The organism is Neptunomonas sp. ABH4_499 (assembly GCF_056160565.1).
This window is the reverse complement of the sequence record NZ_JBSWXK010000005.1, coordinates 1-24899: the sequence shown is the minus strand read 5'-3', so window position 1 is coordinate 24899 and position 24899 is coordinate 1. Positions and strand designations below refer to the sequence as shown.

The 24899-nt window shown below is 48.6% G+C and carries 26 protein-coding genes; 10 read left to right on the top strand and 16 right to left on the bottom strand.

Features of this window, described 5'->3' with window-relative positions:
• Positions 1–2: 2 nt before the first annotated feature.
• From ACXAF9_RS06360 to ACXAF9_RS06350, 3 genes are all read left to right on the top strand, one after another.
• A complete protein-coding gene (locus ACXAF9_RS06360; RefSeq protein ID WP_475071845.1) occupies positions 3–1031 on the top strand; it encodes a LacI family DNA-binding transcriptional regulator in 1029 nt (342 codons plus the stop codon).
• A 227-nt stretch (positions 1032–1258) separates the two neighbouring features.
• The gene (locus tag ACXAF9_RS06355) at positions 1259–1729 is read left to right on the top strand and encodes a hypothetical protein (RefSeq protein ID WP_475071842.1); all 471 of its coding nucleotides are present in this window, start codon (positions 1259–1261) and stop codon (positions 1727–1729) included.
• A gap of 16 nt (positions 1730–1745) precedes the next feature.
• Positions 1746–2096 carry a hypothetical protein gene (locus ACXAF9_RS06350; protein ID WP_475071837.1) on the top strand — a complete coding sequence of 117 codons (351 nt, stop codon included), beginning with the start codon at positions 1746–1748 and terminating at the stop codon, positions 2094–2096.
• A gap of 174 nt (positions 2097–2270) precedes the next feature.
• Here ACXAF9_RS06350 and ACXAF9_RS06345 read toward each other — a convergent pair whose 3' ends face one another.
• Both ACXAF9_RS06345 and ACXAF9_RS06340 read right to left on the bottom strand, forming a co-directional pair.
• The gene (locus ACXAF9_RS06345) at positions 2271–5018 is read right to left on the bottom strand and encodes an ExeM/NucH family extracellular endonuclease (protein WP_475071832.1); all 2748 of its coding nucleotides are present in this window, start codon (positions 5016–5018) and stop codon (positions 2271–2273) included.
• A gap of 144 nt (positions 5019–5162) precedes the next feature.
• Positions 5163–6632, bottom strand: a complete 1470-nt coding sequence (locus ACXAF9_RS06340; protein WP_475071827.1) for a protein adenylyltransferase SelO — start codon at positions 6630–6632, stop codon at positions 5163–5165.
• Between the two features lie 148 nt (positions 6633–6780).
• Between ACXAF9_RS06340 and ACXAF9_RS06335 the strand changes: the two genes are divergently transcribed.
• The 5 genes from ACXAF9_RS06335 (at position 6781) to ACXAF9_RS06315 (ending at position 14220) form a co-directional block, all read left to right on the top strand.
• Positions 6781–7113 carry a DUF3301 domain-containing protein gene (locus ACXAF9_RS06335; protein WP_475071824.1) on the top strand — a complete coding sequence of 111 codons (333 nt, stop codon included), beginning with the start codon at positions 6781–6783 and terminating at the stop codon, positions 7111–7113.
• Between the two features lie 109 nt (positions 7114–7222).
• Positions 7223–8803, top strand: coding sequence for an alkaline phosphatase (locus ACXAF9_RS06330; RefSeq protein ID WP_475071820.1), 1581 nt, complete (start codon positions 7223–7225; stop codon positions 8801–8803).
• A gap of 25 nt (positions 8804–8828) precedes the next feature.
• Positions 8829–10490 carry an alkaline phosphatase gene (locus tag ACXAF9_RS06325; RefSeq protein WP_475071816.1) on the top strand — a complete coding sequence of 554 codons (1662 nt, stop codon included), beginning with the start codon at positions 8829–8831 and terminating at the stop codon, positions 10488–10490.
• Positions 10491–10561: 71 nt separating this feature from the next.
• Positions 10562–11338, top strand: a complete 777-nt coding sequence (locus ACXAF9_RS06320; RefSeq protein ID WP_475071811.1) for a hypothetical protein — start codon at positions 10562–10564, stop codon at positions 11336–11338.
• Between the two features lie 140 nt (positions 11339–11478).
• A complete protein-coding gene (locus tag ACXAF9_RS06315) occupies positions 11479–14220 on the top strand; it encodes a DUF2339 domain-containing protein (RefSeq protein ID WP_475071810.1) in 2742 nt (913 codons plus the stop codon).
• A gap of 79 nt (positions 14221–14299) precedes the next feature.
• Here ACXAF9_RS06315 and ACXAF9_RS06310 read toward each other — a convergent pair whose 3' ends face one another.
• The 14 genes from ACXAF9_RS06310 to ACXAF9_RS06245 form a co-directional block, all read right to left on the bottom strand.
• Complete coding sequence (locus ACXAF9_RS06310; RefSeq protein ID WP_475071808.1) at positions 14300–14995, bottom strand: aspartate/glutamate racemase family protein; 696 nt, start codon at positions 14993–14995, stop codon at positions 14300–14302.
• Between the two features lie 396 nt (positions 14996–15391).
• Positions 15392–15799: a polyhydroxyalkanoate granule-associated phasin gene (locus tag ACXAF9_RS06305; protein WP_475071806.1), complete on the bottom strand. Its 408-nt coding sequence runs from the start codon at positions 15797–15799 to the stop codon at positions 15392–15394.
• 93 nt (positions 15800–15892) lie between these two features.
• A complete protein-coding gene (locus ACXAF9_RS06300; RefSeq protein WP_475071803.1) occupies positions 15893–16777 on the bottom strand; it encodes a carbon-nitrogen hydrolase family protein in 885 nt (294 codons plus the stop codon).
• A complete protein-coding gene (locus tag ACXAF9_RS06295) occupies positions 16774–17364 on the bottom strand; it encodes a GNAT family N-acetyltransferase (RefSeq protein ID WP_475071800.1) in 591 nt (196 codons plus the stop codon). The genes ACXAF9_RS06300 and ACXAF9_RS06295 overlap by 4 nt, the downstream gene beginning before the upstream one ends.
• A gap of 6 nt (positions 17365–17370) precedes the next feature.
• Positions 17371–17778, bottom strand: coding sequence for a ketosteroid isomerase-related protein (locus tag ACXAF9_RS06290; protein WP_475071798.1), 408 nt, complete (start codon positions 17776–17778; stop codon positions 17371–17373).
• A 190-nt stretch (positions 17779–17968) separates the two neighbouring features.
• On the bottom strand, positions 17969–18304 hold the full coding sequence (locus ACXAF9_RS06285; protein WP_475071796.1) for a zinc ribbon domain-containing protein YjdM: 336 nt from the start codon (positions 18302–18304) through the stop codon (positions 17969–17971).
• Between the two features lie 72 nt (positions 18305–18376).
• Positions 18377–18739 (bottom strand): DoxX family protein, encoded by a 363-nt coding sequence (locus tag ACXAF9_RS06280; RefSeq protein ID WP_475071794.1) that lies wholly within the window; start codon positions 18737–18739, stop codon positions 18377–18379.
• Between the two features lie 154 nt (positions 18740–18893).
• The gene (locus tag ACXAF9_RS06275; protein WP_475071792.1) at positions 18894–19718 is read right to left on the bottom strand and encodes a M90 family metallopeptidase; all 825 of its coding nucleotides are present in this window, start codon (positions 19716–19718) and stop codon (positions 18894–18896) included.
• A 73-nt stretch (positions 19719–19791) separates the two neighbouring features.
• Positions 19792–20214: a thiol-disulfide oxidoreductase DCC family protein gene (locus ACXAF9_RS06270; RefSeq protein WP_475071790.1), complete on the bottom strand. Its 423-nt coding sequence runs from the start codon at positions 20212–20214 to the stop codon at positions 19792–19794.
• Positions 20215–20248: 34 nt separating this feature from the next.
• A complete protein-coding gene (locus ACXAF9_RS06265; RefSeq protein ID WP_475071786.1) occupies positions 20249–20926 on the bottom strand; it encodes a DUF1826 domain-containing protein in 678 nt (225 codons plus the stop codon).
• 89 nt (positions 20927–21015) lie between these two features.
• Positions 21016–21651 carry an HD domain-containing protein gene (locus ACXAF9_RS06260; protein WP_475071785.1) on the bottom strand — a complete coding sequence of 212 codons (636 nt, stop codon included), beginning with the start codon at positions 21649–21651 and terminating at the stop codon, positions 21016–21018.
• A gap of 17 nt (positions 21652–21668) precedes the next feature.
• On the bottom strand, positions 21669–22799 hold the full coding sequence (locus tag ACXAF9_RS06255; protein WP_475071783.1) for a DUF418 domain-containing protein: 1131 nt from the start codon (positions 22797–22799) through the stop codon (positions 21669–21671).
• Between the two features lie 168 nt (positions 22800–22967).
• Positions 22968–23234, bottom strand: a complete 267-nt coding sequence (locus ACXAF9_RS06250; protein WP_475071781.1) for a hypothetical protein — start codon at positions 23232–23234, stop codon at positions 22968–22970.
• Positions 23235–23330: 96 nt separating this feature from the next.
• Complete coding sequence (locus ACXAF9_RS06245) at positions 23331–23669, bottom strand: hypothetical protein (protein WP_475071778.1); 339 nt, start codon at positions 23667–23669, stop codon at positions 23331–23333.
• 288 nt (positions 23670–23957) lie between these two features.
• On the opposite strand from ACXAF9_RS06245, the gene ACXAF9_RS06240 reads away from it, so the two are divergent.
• Entirely contained in the window at positions 23958–24230 is a 273-nt protein-coding gene (locus ACXAF9_RS06240; protein WP_017420534.1) for a type II toxin-antitoxin system TacA family antitoxin, read from the top strand.
• On the top strand, positions 24230–24724 hold the full coding sequence (locus tag ACXAF9_RS06235) for a GNAT family N-acetyltransferase (protein WP_475071775.1): 495 nt from the start codon (positions 24230–24232) through the stop codon (positions 24722–24724). Before ACXAF9_RS06240 ends, ACXAF9_RS06235 begins: the two co-directional genes overlap by 1 nt.
• The last annotated feature ends 175 nt before the right edge of the window (positions 24725–24899 follow it).

Here is a 24899-nt window from a genome sequence, read left to right as displayed (position 1 = left end):
CCATGAAAAGACCAACTCTGGGCGATGTAGCCCTGCAAGCAGGCGTAGGCATAGCGACGGTGGATCGTGTGCTGAATAAACGCGCCCGGGTGAGTGCAAAAACAGCACAACGGGTGCTGGATGCGGCTGAGGCGATTGGTTTTAGAGCTTCACACATCATTCGACAACACGTAGAGGACACCGGCAAACATCACACATTGGGGTTTATACTCCAAAAGCGTAACGCCCCTTTTTATCGACACTTATCGCGGGTATTAACGGAATCCACCAAAGCGAATACCCGCACATCGGGTACTCCTATTGTGGAGTTTATCGACGAGCTCACCCCCAAAGCCGTATCGTCATGTTTAGAGCGCATGGCTCATAAAGCCGACGCCATTGGTTTAGTCGCCGCCGATCACCCTTTAGTGCGTGAGACGATCAACACCGTTGTTGCTAATGGCACTCCGGTATTTACCGTGTTAACGGATTTGCCAGCATCGGAGAGAACAGGTTTTATTGGGATCGATAACCGGATGGCCGGTCGCACCGCCGCTTGGACCATCGCAAGACTCAATAACCGTCCAGGAAAAGTCGTATTCTTGATGGGCGGTCATCGTTACCAATGCCAAAAGCTCTGCGAAATGAGCTTCCGATCCTATTTTCGGGGGGATTACCCAGACTTTGTAGTGATCGATGACATGCTGAGTTTAGAAGACCCGCAGGTCGCAGAAGAAGCCACGTTAGACTTGCTAAATCGACCCCCCGATTTAATCGGAATCTATGTTGCAGGTGGCGGTATCGAAGGGGTAATCAACGCGTTAAAAGAAAGTGATAAAAGCCGATACATCATCACCGTATGCAACGAGCTAACAGATCAAACCCGTACAGCCTTAATGGAAGGAGTAATCGACCTAGTGATATCACACCCAAGGGAATTATTAGCGCAACGGTTAGTGGATCTGATGATCGATGCCCTGGAACAGGGTGATCGGTTTCATAAAGGGGCAACCCGCCTACCCTTTGAACTGTTTTTATCGGAGAATATTTAGGGGCCGTTTAGAACAAAAAAGTAACTCAACCAAGGGTTTCATGTCGAAGTTGGCACGAATAGTTAATGTTACACTTTAAAAATTTTTGTTGAGACCTAAGACTTAAAGCGCATAAAACACAGTTATTTTCGAACACGTGTTCAATGGAAAATTATTATACCTATTTACATAGATGACCAAAAAGACTATGATTAAAACTATTTAATTTCATATGCTAAAGGATTGCTATGAAGCTCTCAAAACTGCTAGGTATACTTACAATCTTTGTAAGCTCACTCGCTTTTTCTGCACCCCATACTCTTAAAATTAATAATTTTAGTTTACCCTTAGCTGAAACGTGGAAGACGATAGAGCTATTAGGCTCTGGAATTGTGCTCAGAAATAATACAGGGTATGTGGCTCTTAAACCCATCACTGATGACGAAAAGCTAACCCTACCTGATGGCAGTGAAAAACCATTCAACCAAATTGTTATCAAATTCCTAACTAACAAGAGCGCATCAAAAGCGGAACGTGAGTTATTTGAAGGGATGTTTAATTACAAACAAATCTTCAAAAACGAAAAACATCAACTTTATCTCGATAAGAACAACACGTTACCAGACTTTGTTAACGCTTATTTAATCTTTGAAGATAGCAATTTAATTGAGATAACTGGAAATATCTCCGAAGAAAAACTACTTAAACTGATCGACTAAGCCAAGGAAAAAACAAATGGAACTTGATATTGAAGATAGAGATGAACTCCAAGAAATTTTAATCTTGATGTACCCTGAAACTTCGGAATTTAAAAATAGAAAACCGTCTCCTTATACAATGGAGATTTTTCTACAAGCATTACAACAATCGACTTTCTGTAACAAGCTTATGACTGACCTCACTGTTGGGTTAGTAACAGGTCCAGCCGGTAGACTTTATCGAGGCCCAATGAAACCTGTAGTTAAACGCATTCTAAAAGAGTACGTAAATATTATAAAGACAAATCACTTAACTTTATGCTTTGTGAAAAAATTCTACGACTTAAATCAAAATGGGCCTTACAAAGCAGTTTACAGCTGTAATTAAAAATGAGGAACATTGCTAGTTGAAATATGATACTGGCTTTCCAGTATACAAAAATGACCTCAATAAAACCAAAGCCAAGCCAGAAAATAAACTGACTCTTGACTCTACTTTTGAAGTGACAACCTCACAAAAAAACCCCGCTAAGCGGGGTTTTCCTCAAACGCCTTACGGCCCTTACACATTCCAGCCGCTGAATACGCGGTCTAACCAGCTGGTCCAGCGCTTCGCAAGTACTTGGAAGAAGCCTTTACTCGATTGAGCATGGCCGTTGTTGAGCTTAATCTTGGTGGTGCTCACAACCTGAGTGCTCGCGCCTTGGTCGTCCACCACGGTTAACGTCACTGAATAAGTGCCGTTTTGGGTATAACGGTGCGTGACTTTCTGCCCGTTGGCCGTTGTGCCATCGCCAAAGTCCCATTGATAGTCAGTAATCTGGCCGTCGATGTCCTCGGCAATGGCCTCGAACGTAGCTTTACCGTTGGGGCGGATTTTTGAGTCGATCTCGGCGGTAGGTGCTTGGTTAGCAGGGGCCGTATTAAACTCGATGATCACAGGGTCGTGATCGGATGAGCGATACGGATCGGCTGAATAGTAATCGATGATCTGATCATCGGTTTTGTACTCTTCGTTGTAATCCAGCGCACGAGGCTCGTCCGTGTTGATGTGCCACACCAACATTTGGACGGCCGACTCGCTTAAAGCTGCATTGGCTAACGCATGATCCAACTGGCCCGACTCGCCATCGTACACATAGGTGTAAGATTCGCTCTCTGGCAGGTGTAAGGTCTTCGCAAGGTCGGTATAACCGTAGCTTTCTAAGGTTTGGATCGGGTCTTCTTTCGCGTAGCTGTTAAGATCGCCCATGACAAGAGTTGGAACCTCTTCACCGTATTGGGTATTCAGCCACTGACCGATCGCTTCTGCAGCTTGGTTGCGAGTTAGGTTGCAGTTGCCTTGGCCATCGCCGGTGTCGGGGTCATTCAGCGATTCGCAATCCGAGCCTTTGGATTTAAGGTGGTTCACCGCCACCACAAACTCGCCACCGTTGGCACTGTCAGCAAAACGTTGCGTCAGCATGGGGCGGTTTTTACCGGTGTTAAAGAGTGGGTTACCGCTGTCATCCACTGGGGAGTTAGACTCATCCAAGATTTTGGCACTGCCAACCGGTGTTACCTGGTCTGGTTTGTAGATCAGGCCAACGGCGATCTCGTCATCCCCCAACATCGACGCGTTCGGTACGATAAAATCATACGTGCCCTCGCCCATTACAGCATTAAGCGCGCTCACCAAGGAAGCAATGGCAGAAGTGTCGGCGTAGCCGTCGTTCTCGATCTCCATCAGACCGACCACGTCGGCGTCCATACGACTGATGGCCGCTACGATTTTCGCTTGTTGCTTTTCAAACTCGGCTAAGGAATCTGCACCGCGCGAAGTCGGGAAACCCGCGCCTTGTCCGTCACCATTAAAGTAGTTTAGGACGTTAAACGAGGCGACCGACACATCCCCTTGGTAAAAACGAGCTGGGTAGGCTTCGCGCTCGTTGGTGGGCTCAAAGTTAATGGTCGATGGCAGCAGTTTCCAATCGCTGTAGGTGTAATCCAATACCGCGACTAAGTTCGTGATGGTATCGCCGACACGCACAGTGTTGTTTGCACTCAACATCGGTGTTGGGTACACCACGGTGGCCGGATTCTGCGTGTTGGAAGCATCATCCAAATAGATACGACCCAGCGCATTGGCTGCCGATACGGCATTGGCACTTGTACCTGGCTCCGCCACTTGGGTTGGGATAAACGCACGCTCTTTACCTAAAGTGAGCATGCCGTAACGCGCAAGATTGTAGGTCTCGTTTACCACCAAGTCGTGGTTAAACTGGACTTGCATCCCTTCCCACTGCTCCCAATCGGCAAGGTCAGCCACCGGTAGATCCACCAGCGCAGGCGTCGGTAACGTTTGGCCTTCAGCGCAGGTGCTAAGTGCGGTTAGTTGATTAACCTGAGTTTTGTTGTAGTACTCAGATACAGTGCCTTGTAAGCGGATTCGATCACCCACCGCGACACTGGTATTGACGCTGTCACTCGCATTACCGGTATAAACGAACAGACCTTCGGAGGTTCGATCATCATCGTCGGCCTCATGATCAGCCATCTGGATAAAGAAGCCGTCTAAGTCTGGGGTAATTTGGGTCACAATCGCTTCGATCGATACAACAGAGCCTGCCATTGCACTCTCGGCTTCTGCCCCCTGAATGGTGTGGATCGCCGTTGCCGCAGTGCCACACGCTAAAAGATCACCACCCGTGCTGCCATCGTCCCCAGCGTTATCACCGACAGAGCCATCACCGTACACGCCTAAGTTATCGTCGGTGTCTTGAGGGTGTTCTTCCCACTGCTGGGACGGGTAAAACGGCTCATACGCGTTGCTGTCACCTTGCTGCGTACCCACTACGCGTCGCAAGGTGTTGTTTTGGGTCGAGGCAACACCGTCGTTCCACTCAGAACCTGGGTCGACGCCAATCTGACCGATACGGTCGATGATTTGATCGCCTTTGCGAAGTACAACCGCATCATCACCGTTAAACCAGCCTTGGCTGTTGGTGAGGTTTACATAAGGCTGGTTTGCAAAAACCGCACTACCGTGGGCGATGACAAAGGTCTGGCTGGCAGCGATGATGTATCCGGTAAGATCGATGACCACACCCTCTGAAGACGATCCATTAAAGTAAAACGCAAGCTCGTAACCGTCTAACGATAACTCCGAGCCGGATGGATTATACAGTTCAATCGCTTTGTTGTTACTGCTGCCCTCGATGTATTCCGAGATAAAGGGGTCAGCATAAGCACTGCTGGCCGTTGCCGAAATAGCCAGCGCGGCGGCGATGCAGTGGGTCAAGCGAGAACGATGAAACCGTGTAGCCTTCATGGGTGTTTCCTTACATAGGGAGGTTGGGTGTTGTTCTGTTCTAAACACCCAAAACTACGCGAGGATTCAGACAATTCGGTTAACAAACTGTTTCGCCAAGGTGACGGTTTCTTTAAAGCGCCCTTTTGTTTTTGATTACGCCGGTTAAGAGCTGCAGCTTAAACAGATACCGCCGGCCCACTCAGGCGGTTGTTCGGCATAGCGATGGTATTTGTCTTGCGCTTCATATGGGTGGCGAAGAACGGCAAGTAACTCATTGATCAAGTGATAGTTGCCTTGATGCGCTTCGCGGATCGCCTCCTCCGCCATGTAGTTGCGCAGCAGATACACAGGGTTGACCGAGTGCATCTGTTGCTGGCGAATCGGTGCGCTGGCCGCTTCTTTCGCGGTGCGGTTGCTGTATTTGGCTAACCAATCGGACGCCGCGGTCGGATCACAGAAGAAGCTTAAGCACTGCCCAATCGTCGCGTCATCGTCTGGATTAAGGTCCGATAAGGCCCGCAAAAAGCGATTATGATCTACTTTATGAGTCGCCATTAACTTATTGAATTCTTGGATTAATTCACTATCCTCCGGCTGTTCCGTCATCCAGCCGAAGCGATGGCGCATCAAGGTATCCAGCTCCTGTGTAAACAAGGCTGCTGATTCGTTCAGCGCACTGATCAATCCATCTCGATCCGCCAGTTGTACTAGCGCTTGCGCAAGGCAAGACAGATTCCACACCACAATGTTGGGCTGATTTTTGAAGGCATAGCGACCTTCATGGTCGGTATGACTGCTTACAAAATTTGGGTCGTATTGGTCCATAAAGGTGTATGGGCCATAGTCGAACGTCTCGCCTAAAATCGACATGTTATCGGTGTTCAACACACCGTGAACAAACCCATACGCTTGCCACTTTGCCACCAGCGCAAGGGATCGATCCCGCACGGCAATAAAAAACGCAAGGTAGGGGTCACTGGCCTCTTTACACTCTGGGTAAAATCGATCAATGCAGTAATCCGCTAACTGCTTTAGCTCGGTTTCCATTTTGCGGTAGTAAAAGTGCTCAAAGTGACCAAAGCGGATATGGCACTGAGTTACTCGAAGCACGGTCGCACATGGCTCCATCCCTTCGCGCATGGTGTATTGATCGCTACCAATCAGCGCCAAGGCTTGGGTGCTTGGGATATTAAGGCCAGTCATGGCAGCACTGATCAGGTATTCGCGAATGCTGGATCGCAATACGGCTTTGCCATCGCCCATGCGGGAAAATGCGGTTTTACCTGCGCCTTTTAGATGCAGATCCCAGCGCTCGCCTTGGGGGTTGATTACCTCGCCTAAAAGCACACCACGGCCATCGCCCAAATCGGGGTTGTAGTAACCAAACTGGTGACCTGCGTATTTCATCGCCAACGGCTCAGCACCCGGCAGTAGCACTCCTGCGCCAAAAAATCCGGCCAATGCCTCTGGGTCGGCAGCGCATGGGTCTAACCCTATCAAGGGCGCAACATCGGGGTTGAAGCTGATCAGGTGGGCGCCTTTTAACGGCGTGGGATCGACACGGTGATAAAAAAGGTCGGGGAAGCGGGCATAACTGTTATCAAACGTTAGCTGATCTAATGGTTTAAGCACGGTACAACCCCAATATCCAACATGACAAAGGCATATCCTAGCAAACTGATCAGGTATTTTCAGTAGCCGTACACTTTGTTGCGTTTAAGCACCGCACCTGCATTGAAGTTCGGCCGCATCGCCCTTATCTTTGGGGGATGCCTTTTGAATGTGGATTCGCATGTACATCGAGTTATCGGACCTTCTGTTAGTATCACTGGTGTTAGCTGGCTGCGCCTTTTGGTGGTCGTCACTGAAACACCGTGATTTTGCGTTAAAAACCGCGCGCCAGTCGTGCGATAAAATGGGACTGCAACTGCTGGATCAGAGCGTTGGCTTACAAAAGCTGCGCTTCAAACGCGACGATGATGGCCAGATGCGTCTGTTCCGGCGTTATGGGTTTGAGTTCTCCTCCACGGGGGATGAGCGCTACCATGGCGAGATCGAGATGCTGGGCCGTCGTATAACACGCGTCTTTCACGAGCCACATCGCGTCTCTTAACACGATGGGCTGACATCCCTCTGTCACCGAGCGGTCATCGATCAGTAACATTCCCGCCGTAGTGTTTGGGTGCGTTTAAAACACCTATAAACACACCACGGAGCACGGAATGAAAACTTTAGCGACCACGCTTTCTTTGGCCATCGCGGTTGCCATGGCAAATGCTGCGAGCGCTGATATTCTCCCGACTTACCAATCATCCAGCGATTGGTTCACGGATGCAGAGTCAGAAATAACAACAAAAACAGCTTTATCTTCAAACACTTCCGCTAAGAATGTCATCTTATTTGTTGGCGATGGCATGGGCATCTCTACACTGACGGCGGCTCGTATTCTAGAAGGTCAATTAGCAGGCAATACCGGCGAAGAAAACCAACTCTCGTTTGAAACCTTCCCCTACTCAGCACTGGCTAAAACCTACAACACCAACCAACAAACACCGGATTCGGCGGGCACCATGACCGCGATGATGAGCGGTGTTAAAACCAAAGCCGGTGTAATTGGCCTATCACCAGAGGTCGCCCGTGCAACATGCGATTTTAGCGACGATCAAAAGCTAGTCTCACTGCTGGATGCCGCCGAAATGGTTGGCAAAGCCACCGGCATCGTGACCACGGCGCGCCTAACACACGCGACACCTGCCGCAACGTATGCCAAATCACCTGAGCGTAACTGGGAAGATAATTCCGATATGCCACAAGAGGCGATTGATGCAGGTTGCGCGGACATCGCAAGCCAACTGATCGACTACCCATACGGTGATGGTGTTGACGTTGCGATGGGTGGTGGTCGTCGTCACTTCTTGCCAAACGATGCAGCGGCCAACTCCGTTGAGCCATCCAGCAGCGTTGAAGGCGATCGTACCGATGGCCGCAATCTGGTCGAAGAGTGGAAAACCGCCAACCCAGACGGTTACTACGCCGATACTCAAACCGAGTTTGATGCGATCCCTAACACTGCGGAAAAAGTGTTCGCGCTGTTTAATGAATCCCACATGCGTTACGAAGCCGACCGCGCAAACGATGTCGGTGGCGAGCCATCGCTATCGGAGATGACATCGAAAGCGATCAACGTGCTTAGCAACAACAACGATGGTTACTTTTTGATGGTGGAATCCGGTCGTATCGACCACGGCCACCACGCAGGCAGCGCCTACAACGCACTGACGGATGCGGTTGAATTATCCAAAGCCGTTCAGGCCGCCATCGATCTGACCAACGATGAAGAAACCTTGATCATCGTCACCGCCGACCACAGCCACGTTTTCACCATTGCAGGCTACCCAACCCGCGGTAACCCTATTCTTGGCAAAGTCATTACCAATGACGGCAGCGGTGCGCCACTGACGACCGAGTCCCTGGCATCCGATGGCCTTCCTTACACCACAGTCGGTTACGCTAATGGCATGGGCTATGCCCTGCTCTCTGGCGAGACCGATGCCGATGCACGTTACGACACCACCAGCTACCCGATTGCTGCAGGTGTTCGCACCGACTTGAGCTCTTTTAACACAGAAGATTCTGGTTTCCACCAAGAAGCGCTGGTGCCTATGTCTTCCGAAACCCACGCGGGTGAAGATGTAGCGGTACACGCCAGTGGCCCTTCGGCTCAGTTGCTGCAAGGTGTTGTGGAACAAAACGTACTGTTCCATGTGATGAAAGATGCTCTGTCGATCGACGACGAAATCTAAGGCCAGATATAAAAAGGATATTCCCATGAAGATGTTTAAACTGACACTGCTGGCCACAGCGATCGCAGCGCTGGCCGGTTGCAATTCAAGCGACAAGGACGATGATAAAGTCAGCATCGTGCCAAAAGACACCGCCTCTAAAGAGTGGTACACCGCCGCTCAAGCGGAAGTCGCCGAAGCCAAGTCCGTCGCAGATGCGGTCAATAACGCCAAAGGCTCTGCTAAAAACATCATCCTGTTTGTGGGTGATGGTATGGGCATCTCGACCGTGACGGCTTCTCGTATTTTGCAAGGTCAGATGAACAACGAAGACGGCGAAGATCATATGCTAAGCTATGATCAATTCCCGTTCTCGGGTTTGGCAAAGACCTACAACACCAACCAGCAAACACCGGATTCGGCGGGTACGATGACCGCTATGATGACGGGTGTTAAAACCAAAGCGGGCATCATCAGCGTCAGCGAAGCGGCGAACCGTTCGGATTGCGTATCATCGCAAGATCAAGGCTTAGTCACTGCGCTGGAATTGGCCGAGATGGCTGGTAAATCCACCGGTATCGTCTCGACGGCTCGAATTACGCACGCAACACCTGCGGCGACGTACGCTAAGTCTCCAGAGCGTAACTGGGAAGACAACTCCGATATGACTCAAGAAGCGATTGATGCCGGTTGCGAGGACATCGCCTCTCAGTTGATCGGTCTTGAATCCAGCTTGGAAACACGCTTCAACAACGGTGTGAACTCCCCTGTCATTGATGGTATCGACGTGGTGATGGGTGGCGGTCGTCGTCACTTCCTGCCTAAAGATGCGGCATTCAATACACCGGATGCCGACAGCAGCGTTGAAGGGGATCGGACTGACAGCCGTAACCTGATCACCGAATGGCAAACCCAGTACACCAACGGTACTTATGTGTACGACCAAGCCGGGTTTGATGCGATCCCGTCATCGGCCACTAAGGTGCTAGGTTTGTTTAGCGAATCCCACATGCGTTACGAAGCCGACCGCGCTAACGATGTGTCTGGCGAGCCATCTCTGTCTGAGATGACCGCTAAGGCGATCGATGTGTTGGATAACAACGATGACGGTTACTTCCTGATGGTAGAGTCTGGCCGTATCGACCACGGTCACCACGCCGGCAGCGCGTATAACGCACTGACCGATGCGGTTGAGTTTGCAAATGCGGTTCAAGCCGCCGTTGACAGCACTGATGCTGACGACACCCTGATCATCGTCACCGCCGACCATAGCCACGTGTTTACCATTGCTGGCTACCCTACGCGCGGCAATCCGATTCTGGGTAAGGTCATCACCAATGACAGCAACGGCGCACCTTTAACCGAGGTGGCGTTGGCGGCCGACGATATGCCGTACACCACCTTGACCTACACCAACGGTCCTGGCTTCCATGACTTGGGTGATGACGTCACCGATGCCGATGCGATCTACAACGAGACACCGGTGTCTGGTCGTGCGGATCTGACCAACGTAGACACGACCTCTTCAGGTTTCCACCAAGAGGCGCTGGTGCCTATGTCGTCCGAAACACACGCTGGTGAAGACGTAGGCGTGTTCGCTCGAGGCCCGGGTGCACAACTGGTCACCGGTACACACGAGCAAAACTACCTTTTCCATGTGATGAACCACGCTGGCAACTTGTTAGAGAGCGCTGAAGGCAATCTGTAACATCCATGCGTTATAAAGGCAGCTCTGGCTGCCTTTTTTGTTTTGCCAAGATCAAGGATACGAACACCACCATGAAGACTCCGTTACTGTTATCGACCCTTACTGTACTGCTCTCGACCTCTGTAATGGCGCAAGAGCAATGCCCAGCCCAAACCGCACTGGATGCGCACTATCAAACCCAGCGCACACTTGTAGCCACGGGCGAAACGGAACAAACCGAAGTGAAATTACTGCGCCAAGAAGGCTTAGTCATGCACCGCTACCCAAACGGTTTGGGCGATATTTGGCACAAAGTCACCCCAACGCAACTGCGTTTGGATCGCTTTTTTGATAACGATAAGCGCCTGATCGAATACGAATCAGCCGACCTTACCTTGGTGGGTAAACAAAAAAGCTGGAGCTCGATCTATCACATGATCGAACCTTCGTTCTTACAACAGCTGACGCAAACCAAAACCGAAGGCACAGGTTGCGATCTGATCATTACTTATACAGGTTCTGTTCACGGTCGAGACTATACGGTTAAGTGGAACCCAAACATTGAACTGCTGGTTTCTTTGTCGATGCACTCTGACACACTTCAAGAATCGTGGAAGATGACTTCGCTGCAGACAGAGCCACAGCAGATTCAAGCGGCGTTTGATCAGCGCTTTAGCTACATGAACACCGATTTTGCCGACATTGGCGATAACGAAGCGGACCCTTTTTTGGTGAAGATGATTAACCTAGGTTACATCGAGCATGCACCTGAGGCCGTTTACGATGCCAATGGCAATAACATCGCTAAGCCGATGGGCGATCATGGTCACAGCCATGGAACGGTAGATAGCCACGGACACGCCCACTAACCCCTTCTAGTGGGCAAGATGGCTTCATGCCCCACCCTGTGTGGGGCTTTTTTATGCCCAATGCAAAACCATCATTCCTAAAGACCGTGACGCCATAATCTTCTACAATGTTTCTTTTTAGTCATATTTAGGTCTTTTACATGGACGTTTGGGGATTAGTCGCCTTTGCCTTTATCGCGTTTTTAATCGCGACAATCGCATTTGCTTGGATCAGCTTTTTTAAGTCACAGCGCTTAGAGCAATCCATTTACCGCTTAACCGCTCAGGTTGAGCAATTAACAACCTTGCTTTCGGATGCTCAACGCCAAATAGCGACATTGAAAAAGCAAGACCCCGCTCAAACATCTACTGCTTCACCACTAGAACCCGCGCCAGATACGGCATCGCAATCTCAATCATCAATCGATGAGTCGCCGACCACGACTGACCCAGCTGTACCGGATGTCGCGGCCAATCAGGCGTGGGGCGAGACACCGCCAGAGAAGCGCTATCAGCGCACCGAGATTCCGCGTGAGATCGTCACCAAAAAGCCAGCTCGTACTGCAGAACCAAAACAACCAAGCTGGACAGATCGCCTCGTTAATAGCATCAAAGATAAATGGATGATCTGGTTAGGTGGCACCTGCGTTGGGTTATCGGGCATCTTCTTGGTGAAATACTCGATTGATCAAGGCTTGCTGGGCCCAACCGCACGTATTGTTTTAGCCATTGTGATGGGCTTGGGTTTCCATGCATTGGCCGCTTACCTTCGTACCCGTTTTAAAGAACACAGCGAGGCGATCGCCGCATTAGCGGGCGGTGCGAGCATTACTTTGTACGCAGCGCTTTTGGCCGCCTGGCATCTGTACCAGTTATTGCCAGCCGGTGTGGTCTTTGCGCTTTTGGCGGTGATATCGATACTCACCATGTTAACGGCGTTCCAGTATGGGCCCTTGTTGGCCGCGATTGGTATTTTGGGCGCGTATGCCGTGCCATTGCTCGTGAACACTGGCAGCAACAACGTTGAAGGTGCGCTGATTTACTCCGCTTTGATTACCCTGTCGGCCTTTGTGTTATTCCGCTGGATATTCCGTCGATGGTTATGGATCGGTGTCATTGTCGCATCCACCGCTTGGTGGACCATCGCCTTTATCGGCCAAGCCGATTGGGCCGTGCTCAGTGGTTACTTGATAATGATGCTGTACGCCGTGTTGGCCATCCATAAAGGGGATTGGATGCTGAACCTGCGCTACCCATTGGATGAGGCTGATCACATTGTGGCCGCCCTACTGCAACGGGTTCGCTCTCTCGATGCGGATGAGCGCTATCGCGCGGGCGTCATCGGTTTACTGACACTGGCGTGGCTTACCGGTTTTACGATCCAAACGTTGAGTTTCCAAGGCTTAGTCACCTTAATGGCCTACCCAGCTATTCTTTTATGGCTCTGTGTAAACCGACCGGTATTGACCATCGCCGCAAGTGTCTCGGCCATCGGCTTTATTGGGCTGATTAGCTTGGCACACTGGGGGGATATGCCAGGGTTTGAGCAGAGCACCTTGGTGCAGATACTCATTGGCCTTGGCAGTATCTTTACCTTAGGTGGTCTTTGGAATATGAAGCACTCCCGCTATGTCGGCTTCTGGGGTTTATTTAGCTCGCTAGCACCTGTGGTCACTCTGGCACAGGCTTACTTAACCGTCTCGGATTTTGCCAGCGACAAACAGTGGGCGATCATTGCAGTCATTCTGGCACTGGCATACAGCGCAATCGCTAAGAAAATGCAAAGCATCCGCTTAAGTGACAGTGCTATCGCCTCCTTGTTTATCTCGGCTCATTTGGCGTATTCGCTGGCGGCCGTCATCTACTTGGATGAAGCGCGCTTGACCTTAGCCTTGGCCGCGCAAACCATCAGCTTGGCATTCCTGAGTAAGCACTACCACTTGCCACTCTTATCACCGTGCATGAAGGCCTTAGTGGCCATCATCATTGCAAGACTGACCTTCAACCCTTATTTACCCAAATACGCACTGACTCCACACTGGCCATTATGGGTCTTTGGCGGCCCGTTGGTGTGTTGCGCGATTGCGTGGTGGATGCTGATTCAGCGCGAAGCACGCTTAAGTCTATGGCTGCAAGGAGCAAGCCTGCATTTGCTGGCGTTAACCGTCATCAGTGAAACACGTTATCTGTTGTACGATGGTGATGTATTTATTCTTGATTTCACACAAAAAGAAGCCGCCATTAACACGCTGACTTGGGGGGCATTGGGCTTGGTCTATCTGTACCGCACGCGCTTTGCCAACACCATTGGTTGGTTATATCAAATAGCCGCTTGTGCGCTGTTGGTCGGCGCGGGGATCAACTATGTGGGCGGCTCCTTAATTATCTTCAACCCACTTAATTATTCTGGTGATTGGCTGGGCGAGACACCCATTGCAAACCCATTATTGCTGATCTATCTCATACCCGCGTTACTGCTCGGCATCGCAACACTCCTTGCGCCGAGCCAGTTGCGAAAGCAAACCCTGATCGCAAGCACTGCGGCGTTTTTCATCTGGGTTAATATGGAAATCCGCCATATCTGGCAAGGTAGTCATATGCTGTTATCTAACGGTGCATCGCAAGGCGAATTGTACACCTACTCCGTCGTCTGGCTGATATTGGCAATCGTTACATTAATGACGGCGATTAAACTCAACCGAGTCACCATTTACCGAGCCGGTATGATCATCCTGATGGGTGTGGTTGCGAAGATATTCCTATTTGATATGTCGGGCCTGACGGGTTTACTGCGCGTTACCTCGTTCCTAGGTTTAGGCCTTTGCTTATTGGCCATTGCCGTTGTCCATCAAAAGCTTGGTCAACAAGTGGGTAATCACGCTAAAACGGATCAGTCACTGTGATATTGATGCAGTACTTCGACAATTTCGACACTGTATGAACGGTACCAGCGCTCCTTGCCAATGGCTTGGGCGCGCTGGTTTATCCTTTGAGTGCCCATTCGACACCCTTTTCAGAGTGAATTTGAGTGGTATCAAACAGTTTAACTTGGGTGTCTTTTTGCCCAATCAACAGAGCGATTTCCGTACAGCCGAGGATGACGGCTTCAGCCCCTGCGTTTTGAAGTCGCTCGATTACCCTAAGATACGCCTGTTTCGATTCATCCTTGATGATACCTTTACAGAGCTCCTGATAGATCACGTTGTGGACGGTGTCTCGATCCTCTTGGTTAGGAATCAACAGGTCTATGCCAAAGTGCTCCTTCAATCGCCCTTTGTAAAAATCCTGCTCCATCGTGAAACGCGTGCCTAACAGCCCCGCTTTCTGGATACCATGACGCTTAAGCTGCTCGGCGGTCGAATCTGCAATGTGCAAAATGGGAATGGCAATCACCGCTTCAATTGCCGGAACGACTTTGTGCATGGTATTCGTGCAGATCATCACGCACTCAGCGCCGGCACGCTTGAGTGACTGTGCTGCATCGGCCAGCATTTTACCCAATGTACTCCAGTCACCTTCGTGTTGCAGCTGTTCTATCTCGGCAAAGTCCACACTGTTAAGGATGATCTTTGCTGAATGCAATCCGCCAAGCGCATCTTTTACGCCTTGATTAAGCGCCGCATAGTAACTGGCGGTCGACTCCCAGCTCATCCCACCGATTAACCCTATGGTTTTCATAACTGTTTTCCTTGTGTGTTTGAGAGGCTCTTTTTGTAGGCTCGCCGAGTGAATGACTCAAAAAGAACATGTTTCAGACGATACACCAAACCACACTCAAAGAATTGGAAGAATATTTTCAATTTCGTGCATCCATTTCGAGTACTCAGGTGTTTACCCGTTACAGAGGCATTTCTGCCTCAATATTAAGGAAGCTGCGAATAAATCCTCCACTCAACAACCACGAATAATTAAATCCTTTACTTTCAATAAGATATTTTGGCCGAATGCTTACGGAAATGAATTATTCGCAGCTTCTCTAGGGTTTTATGGGCATACCAGCGTTCTTGCTGATGAAGAGTGTTCGCTTATTTGATTCATTTGGAGCCGTTTGCAAAGTGATTCTCGCCGCCAGAATCACTTCCCTTTACTCAATCGTTTCGCGTTTGCCGTAACGCGTTTATGAATGGGTGCTAATCCTTTTGATAAGAGTCTTTGGCTTAAGTGATCTGGCTGATGCATATTCCAGTGGGATGAATCATAGGCAAATCCGGCCCACGGATTAAGCCAGCATGAGGCCAACATGGGTAAAGACTCTTGCTGCAATCGAATCCATTCGGTGGTCATTGCAGCCCAAGATTCACTGTAGGCCATCAACTTTTCTGACCACATACGATCAAACTCTTTACGATCTTTTGGACTTGGCGCTGCACCTGCGGTCGCCATCTGAAAGATTCGAAGTGTCATGACCAAAGGGGTCGCCCAAGCAATGTCGAACGCTTGATTGGGGATTGAGTGCTTTGCGGTTGATCGACGTGTTGCCATCCTGCACCTCACTTATCATGAAAGAAATCACTCTAGTAAAGTTATAGTGCAAAATTGTGACCAAAGTGAGCTCACGGGCGACAACACCGCTTATTAGTGATCCGTTAGAGGCCCTTTTCGCTCATACTGTAACGGCCAATCTCGGTAATTAAAGACTTGGCCCTCTTTGCGAATGCGTGCAATGTCGGATAGGTCAAGATGCGCATAGACCCAGCCTACATCGCCTTTATTCCCTTCCACTAAAACACCGTTATCTGGAAAGCCATAGTCGACGGGTGTATACACGCTGGCCACACCGGTGTTTTCATCCACCGCGGGCGACCAAGGGGCGATACCCACCGTCGGGGATTGAACCACATAGCATTGATTTTCCAAGGCTCTGGCTTGGCAGCCTATCCTCACTCGGTGAAAGCCAGCTTGGGTGTCGGTGCAACTGGGCACTAAAAGAAGATCGGCCCCGGCCTCAACCTGCTGACGTGCAATTAAGGGGAATTCAGAGTCATAACAGATGTGAATACCTAACCGGCCTAGGTCCGTATCTATGACACGAATCTGATCACCCGCCTGGATGTGCCACTGCTCGTTTTCAAAGCGGGTCATCATCAACTTATCTTGATAGCCAATCAGCCCTTGCGGCCCATAAAGATGAGCACGGTTTACAAAACGGCCATCGCTTAACTGAACCGGAAAAGTGCTCGCCAGTATCATCACGTTGTAGCGACGTGCTAATTCTTGGTGCAAAGCATCCCATTGTGGCAGCAATGTCTGTAGCGAGTGCAGCTGTCGATTCAAATCTCGGTAAACCGATTTACCAAACAGAGAGGCCAACTCCATACTGCCGTATTCGGGAAACACCAAAAGCTCAGAATGCATCTGTTGCGCTTGGGATACCCAGTGATCAAGCTTGTTTGCAAAGGCATCCCAATGATCAAAAAAGCCAATATCGTATTGGGCAGCAGCTAGGGTAAACGCACTCATACTAGGGGTTTCATCCAAAACATCATGGGTTTGAGGGATTCACTTGCTTCGCCGATCTCTTTCCAGCTGAACTCGGTGGCCAATTGAGGCTGTTTTTCGAAACCACGGAGCGTCCAAAAAGCATCTAATGGCTGATAATCCGAGGGCCTTAAAGGATGATTATCAGGTCGCTGAACCGCACAAAAACAGAGAGATTTAATCCCTTTTATCGATCTTGCATGAGCTTCGCGCTCATCAAAAAACGCAACGCCCGCCCCTTGGCCACGGTAATCGGGTAGTAACACCGATTCACCAAAGTAGAAGATCTCACCCAGATCAAAACCGGATTCAATGAAGGGCGCTTGAACCTCGGCCGTTTCGAAGCGCAGTGGCACCCCAGTGGAGGCACCTACGACTTGATCCTTATCAAACGCCACTACAATAACGCTGTTAGGCGCGTCGATGTAGGTTTTAAGATAACGCGCTTCATAATCGAGATCCCCCTCGTATAAATAGGGATACTCGCGAAATACACGCATACGCAATTGCGCAAGCTGGGGTATGTATTGATGTAAATCAGGCCCAGATAAGGCTTTAAAGGTCAGCATACGCAATTAGCCTGCAACCTGAGCTATCCAATCTTCCAAATTGTAATAGTTGGTAATGCGAGCCACTTTGGCATCACGAATTTCAAAGAAGGCTCCTGCAGGCAATTGATAAGTCTGGCCATTGGCTTCTGGTAAGCCATCATCGGTTTTAAGGTATTCCCCAAGAACCGTGAACTCCACCGCTGCTCTATCACCTGCCGTATTGGTCATAATGACGATATCGACAATGGTCTCTTTGTAGTTCGCGTTCATACGCTCCATAAACGCGGTAAACGCCTCTTTACCCGTTTCGCGACCACCTTGGTTAATATCATGAACCACATCGTCCGTCAGAAGGGATAAAAACGTGTTCATATCTTGCGCGTTAAACGCCGCATAATAGGCTTGCAGCAATTCGACTGTGGCTTGGCTCATTGTGAACGTCCCTAAACTGAAGATTAAACAGCGAATGTTAATCAGTACACAGGGAGTTATAAAGAATGATCGTCACACGTTGACGATTTTGAACACACGCATGTCGTATCATGGGGATATCAGTTGAAAAAGACCATGCGTTATTAACTTGCAACACACGGTCTTTTTTTGAAAGGCTTTAAAACTCGCCTTACGCTTTTTTCACAAACTTAGCAGTAACCATCATGTCGCCTACGCCATCAACTTTACAGTCAAGCTCATGGTCTTTTTTATCAAAAATGCGTTTTACCAAGGCTTTGGTGCCAATCTTGATAACAATCGAGCTGCCTTTCACCTTTAAGTCTTTGATGACGGTGACTTTATCGCCCTCTTCCAACACAGTGCCGTTGGCATCTTTGATGTTAAGAGAATCATCTTCACCGACGTCGTTTGGGTTCCATTCGTGCGCGCACTCAGGGCAGATCAGCATCTCTTGATCTTGATAAACGTATTCGGACTGACAATTGGGACAAGCAGGTAAAGACATAACAAATAACTTATGGTCGATTAATTTCCGCCTATTTTATAAGGTCTTATGATCAGAATCGAGTAAAGTTTGTTAAAGCGACTCAGAACAGCCGAAAAATGCTCTGATTTTAGAGCAACCCAACCAAGCGCGCGCAAAGGACGCGAGCATGATCAACACCGCCAACACCAGCATCGCCCACTCACTATGGATCAGGTGTGTGAGCACAGCGCCCCCCATCAGGCCGGTTAAGCACAGGGCGGCTAACGCCTGAGTTTTTCGCACGATAAGACCCATAGCGCCAGCCACTTCGAGTGCGCCAGTAAGGTACATAAACCAAAGCGGATAGCCCCAGCGCTCGAACGCCACCAGTTCAAACTCAAGGCTAGCTAGTTTAGCGCCGCCAGAGGCTAGGAAGATAAGAGCTAAAATCCAAGTAAGGCTTTTTTCTTTCATGATAGAGCTTCTCTTTTTTATCGATGTTACCTCTTTAGTCGGTTGTGGGATGGAAACCTTACAAAATGTTCAAAGTAACCTTTCATAAACACACACCTCCCGGGGTTTTCCCTGCAGAAGATTAACTCGGTTCTCAATGTAACGAAAACCTAGCTTAAGGATCACCGATTTTGATCGCTCGTTTATTACGTCCTTTTCCACTTTTACGGTGGCTTTGGTTTTGTTGCGCGATTTCGGCCAAATTTTGCTGATAAAAGTCGCTCAAATACTGATACAAATGAGGATGCTTTTTTTGCAGCATCGCTGGGCGCTCGAAAAAGTACTCCGATGTGACCGCAAAGAACTCAGCCGGGTTCGTTGCACCATAGCGGTTAATGTTGGTCTTGCCCTTCTCGACCTCGGCAACTTTATGGCGTACAAACTCAAACCAGGGGGCGCAGTATTGATACTCACGAATACGTTCGGGGAAGCCATCACATTGGCCATCGGCCATATCGAGAATGTGCACAAACTCGTGAATTCCAACATTGGTTTTGTCTTTATCGTTTGCAAAACCTAAGCGTAAGTGCGGCTTACTTAGCGCCATTTTTCCAGACATTGGGCCGTGCCCTACCATGCCACTGATCGCCGAATCTGGACGGCCACACTCAAAACGATCATTAAAGCTGCCTGGCAATAGAAAAACCGCTTTCACATTCAAAAACGGCCAATCGGGGAAGCCCCATACCGGAATCACCGCGCTTGACGCTACCAGTAACCGATCCAGATCATCCACCTCCACTTCCACACCGCCTTCAACGGGTGTGGTCAGCAAGAAGCCAGTACAGCATTGCTCAAACGTTAGACGATCTTGCGCATTAAGCGCTTTATAAAAGCTCACATGCTCAGCTAACAATTCACTCCAATGGGGTGGCCAATCAAAATCTTCGACTTTGGGTGCTAAACCCAACCATTGTTTCAGGGAGTGCCAAAACGACATGTGTTACGTTCCTTGTACTGCAAAAATGAATAAAGAGCCGGCAAATATACCACAAGATGGAAAGCCACTTACTCTAGGGCTTCCCGCCCAAAAACCTGGATTGATGTTCAGGGTCTGGTAAAACGCAGCTCTCGTGCTGACCAAATAAACGATAACGATTAAGTGCTACGCGATCGTACATCCAGTTGCGTAACCGATTGGGAATAAAGTGAAAGGCATACAGAAGCGGCCAAGGGAACGGCAGTTGCTTCATCACCTTTAAAAAAGCCGTCGATTGATCATATAACTGCCCTTGATCCAGCAAAATCATCGTATCGAAATGATCGGTCGGGTAGCCATAATGTTTTAGAATTGCTTGCCCCTCTTCCGACTGAACAGTCGCTAAGGTGAAAACTCGATGCTTATCGTATTTGATCAAAAAAGCCGCCCATGCCGAGCACAGTTTACACACGCCATCGAACAGAATGATCTTCTTATCGGGATATAAGACTGTCATCAATGATCACTCCTCCGCTGAGTGATTGAAGATATCAAGCAAAATCCATCGTCACCACTAACCGCCTTTGTCCTTGTGAAACGGTTGGCGAGCGATGCACTATGCCATGTTCCTCGTTATTGATCCAACCCTTGCCTTTTAGTAATACCACATCACCTGCATTCACCTGCTGAATCTGATGTTCGGGTTTTAATAAACCGGACTCGCTATCCTTTAAGCCGCCACTACCACGACCAAGTTTGGAGCGATCGACATGGGCGTTAGCCAGCCACTCGGTGCCTTCACCTAAGTAGGTGGATATCAAGCGGCAGCCTAATTTATCGGTATGAAAACGAGGGCAGGATGCCTTATCGGCGGCTTCTAACCGGATACCGACCTCCTTCAGGTCGAAAAGGCATGCGTACATATCGGTTAGAAGGTAAAGATCCTCAACAAAATCGTCTTTTCCTGGAATATCTGGCAGCAGCGAAGCAATAGACTCCTTAGCGCTTTGGTGTTCGATGATGGTTCGGAACCGAAACGCTGGGCGCTCATGGATTAACTGCTTGGCATAGCTTAAGACGGCATCGGAGGGTGTTCGCTGAAACACTGCAATGTTGATCTGTTCCTCATAGATCCGAGTGAGAGTGTTGGCATCAGCGCCGAACGCACTGTTCGTTGGTAAGTTAAAGCTAAGCCCTTCTACCAGATTATGTATGCAAAACGCTTCCATTGATCTATCCTTTCGCCACAGATGTTATAATATAACATATTAAACAGTGATCGAATGATAACTTCAATCGTCTTTGGTAACCCTTTTGCTTACATCTTTAATTTACTTGCATGCTTTAACGCTTCTATCGATTGCTCTAGGTTAGCGCGGGCCTTGGCTTCATATTCTTGTCGGATTACCGGCGTACTGTAGATGGCTTCTCTTTGCAGAAAGGTTGAAAGCACCTCGGCCCGTTTAACGAGGTAAACATCCTTAGGGATAAATGAATACTCTTGGCGTACCTGATCTTCATATTGCAGAAACCTATGGCTGTCAGAAGCCAAAATCAGAAGGTCAATATCGACTAATAAGGACTGATCAGCCCCTATAGGTAATGCATTGTGGCATGTCGCCAAAATAAGACCTTTCACACGCTCAATCCGAGTGGAAGGGACTGATGCCATTGATAAAGCGGTTACTGCCCAATCCGCACTGGCTTGCTCGTTATTCGATGCTTTTACATCATAAATGGCATCATGAAACCACAACGCGATTTCAACTTCTGCGTGGTGCTCTGCCAAATTTTTGTACTTTTCCAAGTGTTTAAGGCATTCGGCAAGATGCTGCAGGGAATGATAATGTCGCTGAGGCTCCTTGTACGCTGCTATTAACTCATCCCTTAGCACATCATTGTCACCTTTGGCTTCGATACCTTGCCAAGCGCGCCCCCAAGAATGGTTAAGCATTCATTGCCCCCGTAGCGTTAACTGCCTGTAATTTTACGCAAAATAGGCTCCAATGGCCCTCGCCCAAAGAGCTTAGAGTAAAGCCCGACTAAAACCATAGCAGTGAGGGCAATGCCTAGAGAAATTGGCATCAACACGGCTTGGCCGAGCGAATCAAACAGCCCTAAGCCATAAGCACCAAACACGCAGCCCGCCAATACCCCTTGCGTCACATAGGATGACAAGGAGTTTTGACCAGCCAACACCAAAACATGAGGAACGTTAACCCGTCTAGATAGAGTAATAAAACCGTACAGATAGATCGCAGACAACGCTGGCGCACCCAAAGCGATGAGCATTAATCCCAGTAGCGATAAGATTTCGTTCGTCTCTGGCACAATGCCACCAACCACCGCTGCGTAAAGGATGTTGGTTGGCACACTGATCAAAATAAGAAGCGGAAGGCGCTGTTTAATCAGCCTTAATCCCGCACTGTGTTCTGCAAAAAAGTCCGTTTTAGCGGCCGCTAAACCACAAGCAAAAGCCCCCAGAGCCAAAGGCCCTTGCAGGAGCACCAAAAAACCGAGCGTGACGGGCCAATCCGTTAGCCTTACGCTTGTTGCCTCGATAAAGCTACCGCCAAGATTTGCACCACCCAGCATCGCCAAAGACAACGACTCATCGGATTGAATGGCATCCAGCAAAACCGCAATAACCCCAAGGAAAACCATGCTTAATGGCAGCATCCAAGCCGCAAACGTCATTAGCAGCTTGGGTGATCGATCTTTAATAAGCCACAGAAGCATCCCAAGCAACGCGTACAAGACTAAAATATCGCCACTGAAAACCAGTATTGCGTGAGCAACACCAAGCATAGCCAAGCCAGCCATTCTTCGAAAATAGCGTTTTTTAAAAGACTGACCACGCGACGCAGTCGACCTTGCCTGTATGGCCATCCCCCAACCAAATATGAAGGAGAATAAGATAAAGAACTTTAGCTGCAGAAAGCATTCGACGAAAAACGCGGCCGCTTTATCATAAGCGCCCTCGGGCGGGATAAACACATATTCGGGTGGCAACGCCATGAAAGGCACATTGACCACACAGATACCGATCAGTGCAGCCATTCTGATGATGTCTACTTCGTTCCTTCGCTGTAGATGACTCATGAAACGATCCCTCTTTGATCTTATGAGATTTTCGGATGTGGTCCGCAAACCACAGTGAGATCATCGGGCCCGTTCATTACCTTGGTGTCTGAAGCGTGCCGTCCGTTGCACTATGCGGGGTGGGCTTTTTGGGGTATTACCTTATCAATTATTTTGGTCATAAAGAATCTACAAATTGAATATTGAGCCAATTATCTCAAATAGTGTCATAACCCCTTCTAACAAAATTTCAAAGAATGCTACTCCACATTCTAAAGCTGATTCAGCGACAGCCAATGCTTGACCGCCTAATACGCCAATAGCCGCAACAATAATCAGTGATGAGTAAAGGCTGATACCAGCGAAAACTACGTACAACAAAGCAAGCATCAGACAAAAGGCAGACAGCGAGCCTAGAACCCGTAAAACAAGTGATCTTTGGTATTTATTACTCATCTTCAATCCTTCGAAATTGATAACGCACATAGGTGGCGAACGAAGCTAATACTTGTAAAGCCAGTCTTTTTAGCCATAACGAATTTCAGCGCCATGCTAAGTAGCGATTGCACGTTGCCACCTATTCGCTTGTTTCAGTGATCTATGCCTTAAGTTTTGGCTATCTGTCTTAGATACTGAGATTTTAAGTAGCTTATCACAGACAGATGCATCAATCGGAAAACCATCTTCAATCCATGTCACAGCCTTCTCAGCCCAATGTCTTGAATCAAAATCAAGCGCAAAAGAAAGCATCTCGGCAACACTATCGTTGCTAATATGAGTCGGTTGAATTCTATCCATTACTTCAGGATATTCGTACTCGAGAAGAGCTAAAAGAGAGATTAACCTATTGCTCTCAATCCAACGATGTTCGATCTCTTCGATTTCTGCCATAGCCGCTTAATGTCACCTTACATCTACAATATTTTCAAGTGCGATGTATTCAGCAATATCATTTATGTTGTGATTTTAGCGCCCAGCAAAGCTACCGGAGCGAAGTTGATTGTGTTGTGCGAGCGTAGCGGGAAAGTACAAAACGGGCAATGCAGTGGAAGTCGGTTTGAGATTCTGGTTCTGCGAGACATTGTTAGCTTACGTGCCAAAGTGACACAAAGATTGCTTATTGCACAATTTAAGACCATAATATCTGTGTGACACTTTGACACAAAAGGAGATAACATTATGGCTACCACTTTGCCTCGCATCACCGCTAGAGTTGATGTCGATACACAAGACTTACTTACCAAGGCTGCCGCGATCGCCGGCATGTCTAGCATCAACTCGTTTGTTCTAAGCGCTGCAATCGAAAAAGCTAAACAAGTTATCGAACGTGAACAGGCTTTAAAACTGAGCCAAGCTGATGCGATGTTGCTTATGGAAGCTTTAGACCGTCCTGCGACACAGAACTCAAAACTAAAAGCAGCTGCTGATCGATACGAAAGCAAAACTCAGTGATGAATACGGTACTTCTAGATAAAGCTAAACACGATAGAAGCCGATTCAACTGTAGCATCGAAGCTCTCAATAATTACTTAAAAGTAATGGCGAGTCAGCAAGCAAAGAAAGACAATACCAGAACGTTTGTTTTGGAAGATGATAGCGACAACTCACATGTCATCGGCTTTTACACACTAACAATGACACCAATTGACTTAAAGGCATTGCCAGATAAGTTACAAAAAAAGCACCAATCATCCACCTCCGGTGGTCTGATTGCCCGTCTTGCTGTTGATGACCGATACAAAGGGAAAGGCTTTGGTGAGTGGCTACTGATCGACGCACTCAGAAAGCTATTAGCCGCTAGTGATAGCGTTGCATTTCCAGTTGTTATCGTTGATGCCAAAGGTGGAGCAAAATATTTCTATGAACGCTACGGTTTTCAAGCATTTCAAGATGCCGAAAACAAACTTTTCATCACCATTGCAGATGTGAGAGCAAGTTTAGGCTAGTTAACCTCTAGCCTTTAGCAAACTAACGAGACTGTCGGATTAGACATTTAACACCATAAGACTCCATTGTAGCCTTGGATTACACCTTTGGCCGTTTTCATTTTGGCGCTGTCGTTATCCGTTATATTGCCTTTTACCGCTGTGCCACGCTGACCGAGTCGTTCAGGCTCGGTCG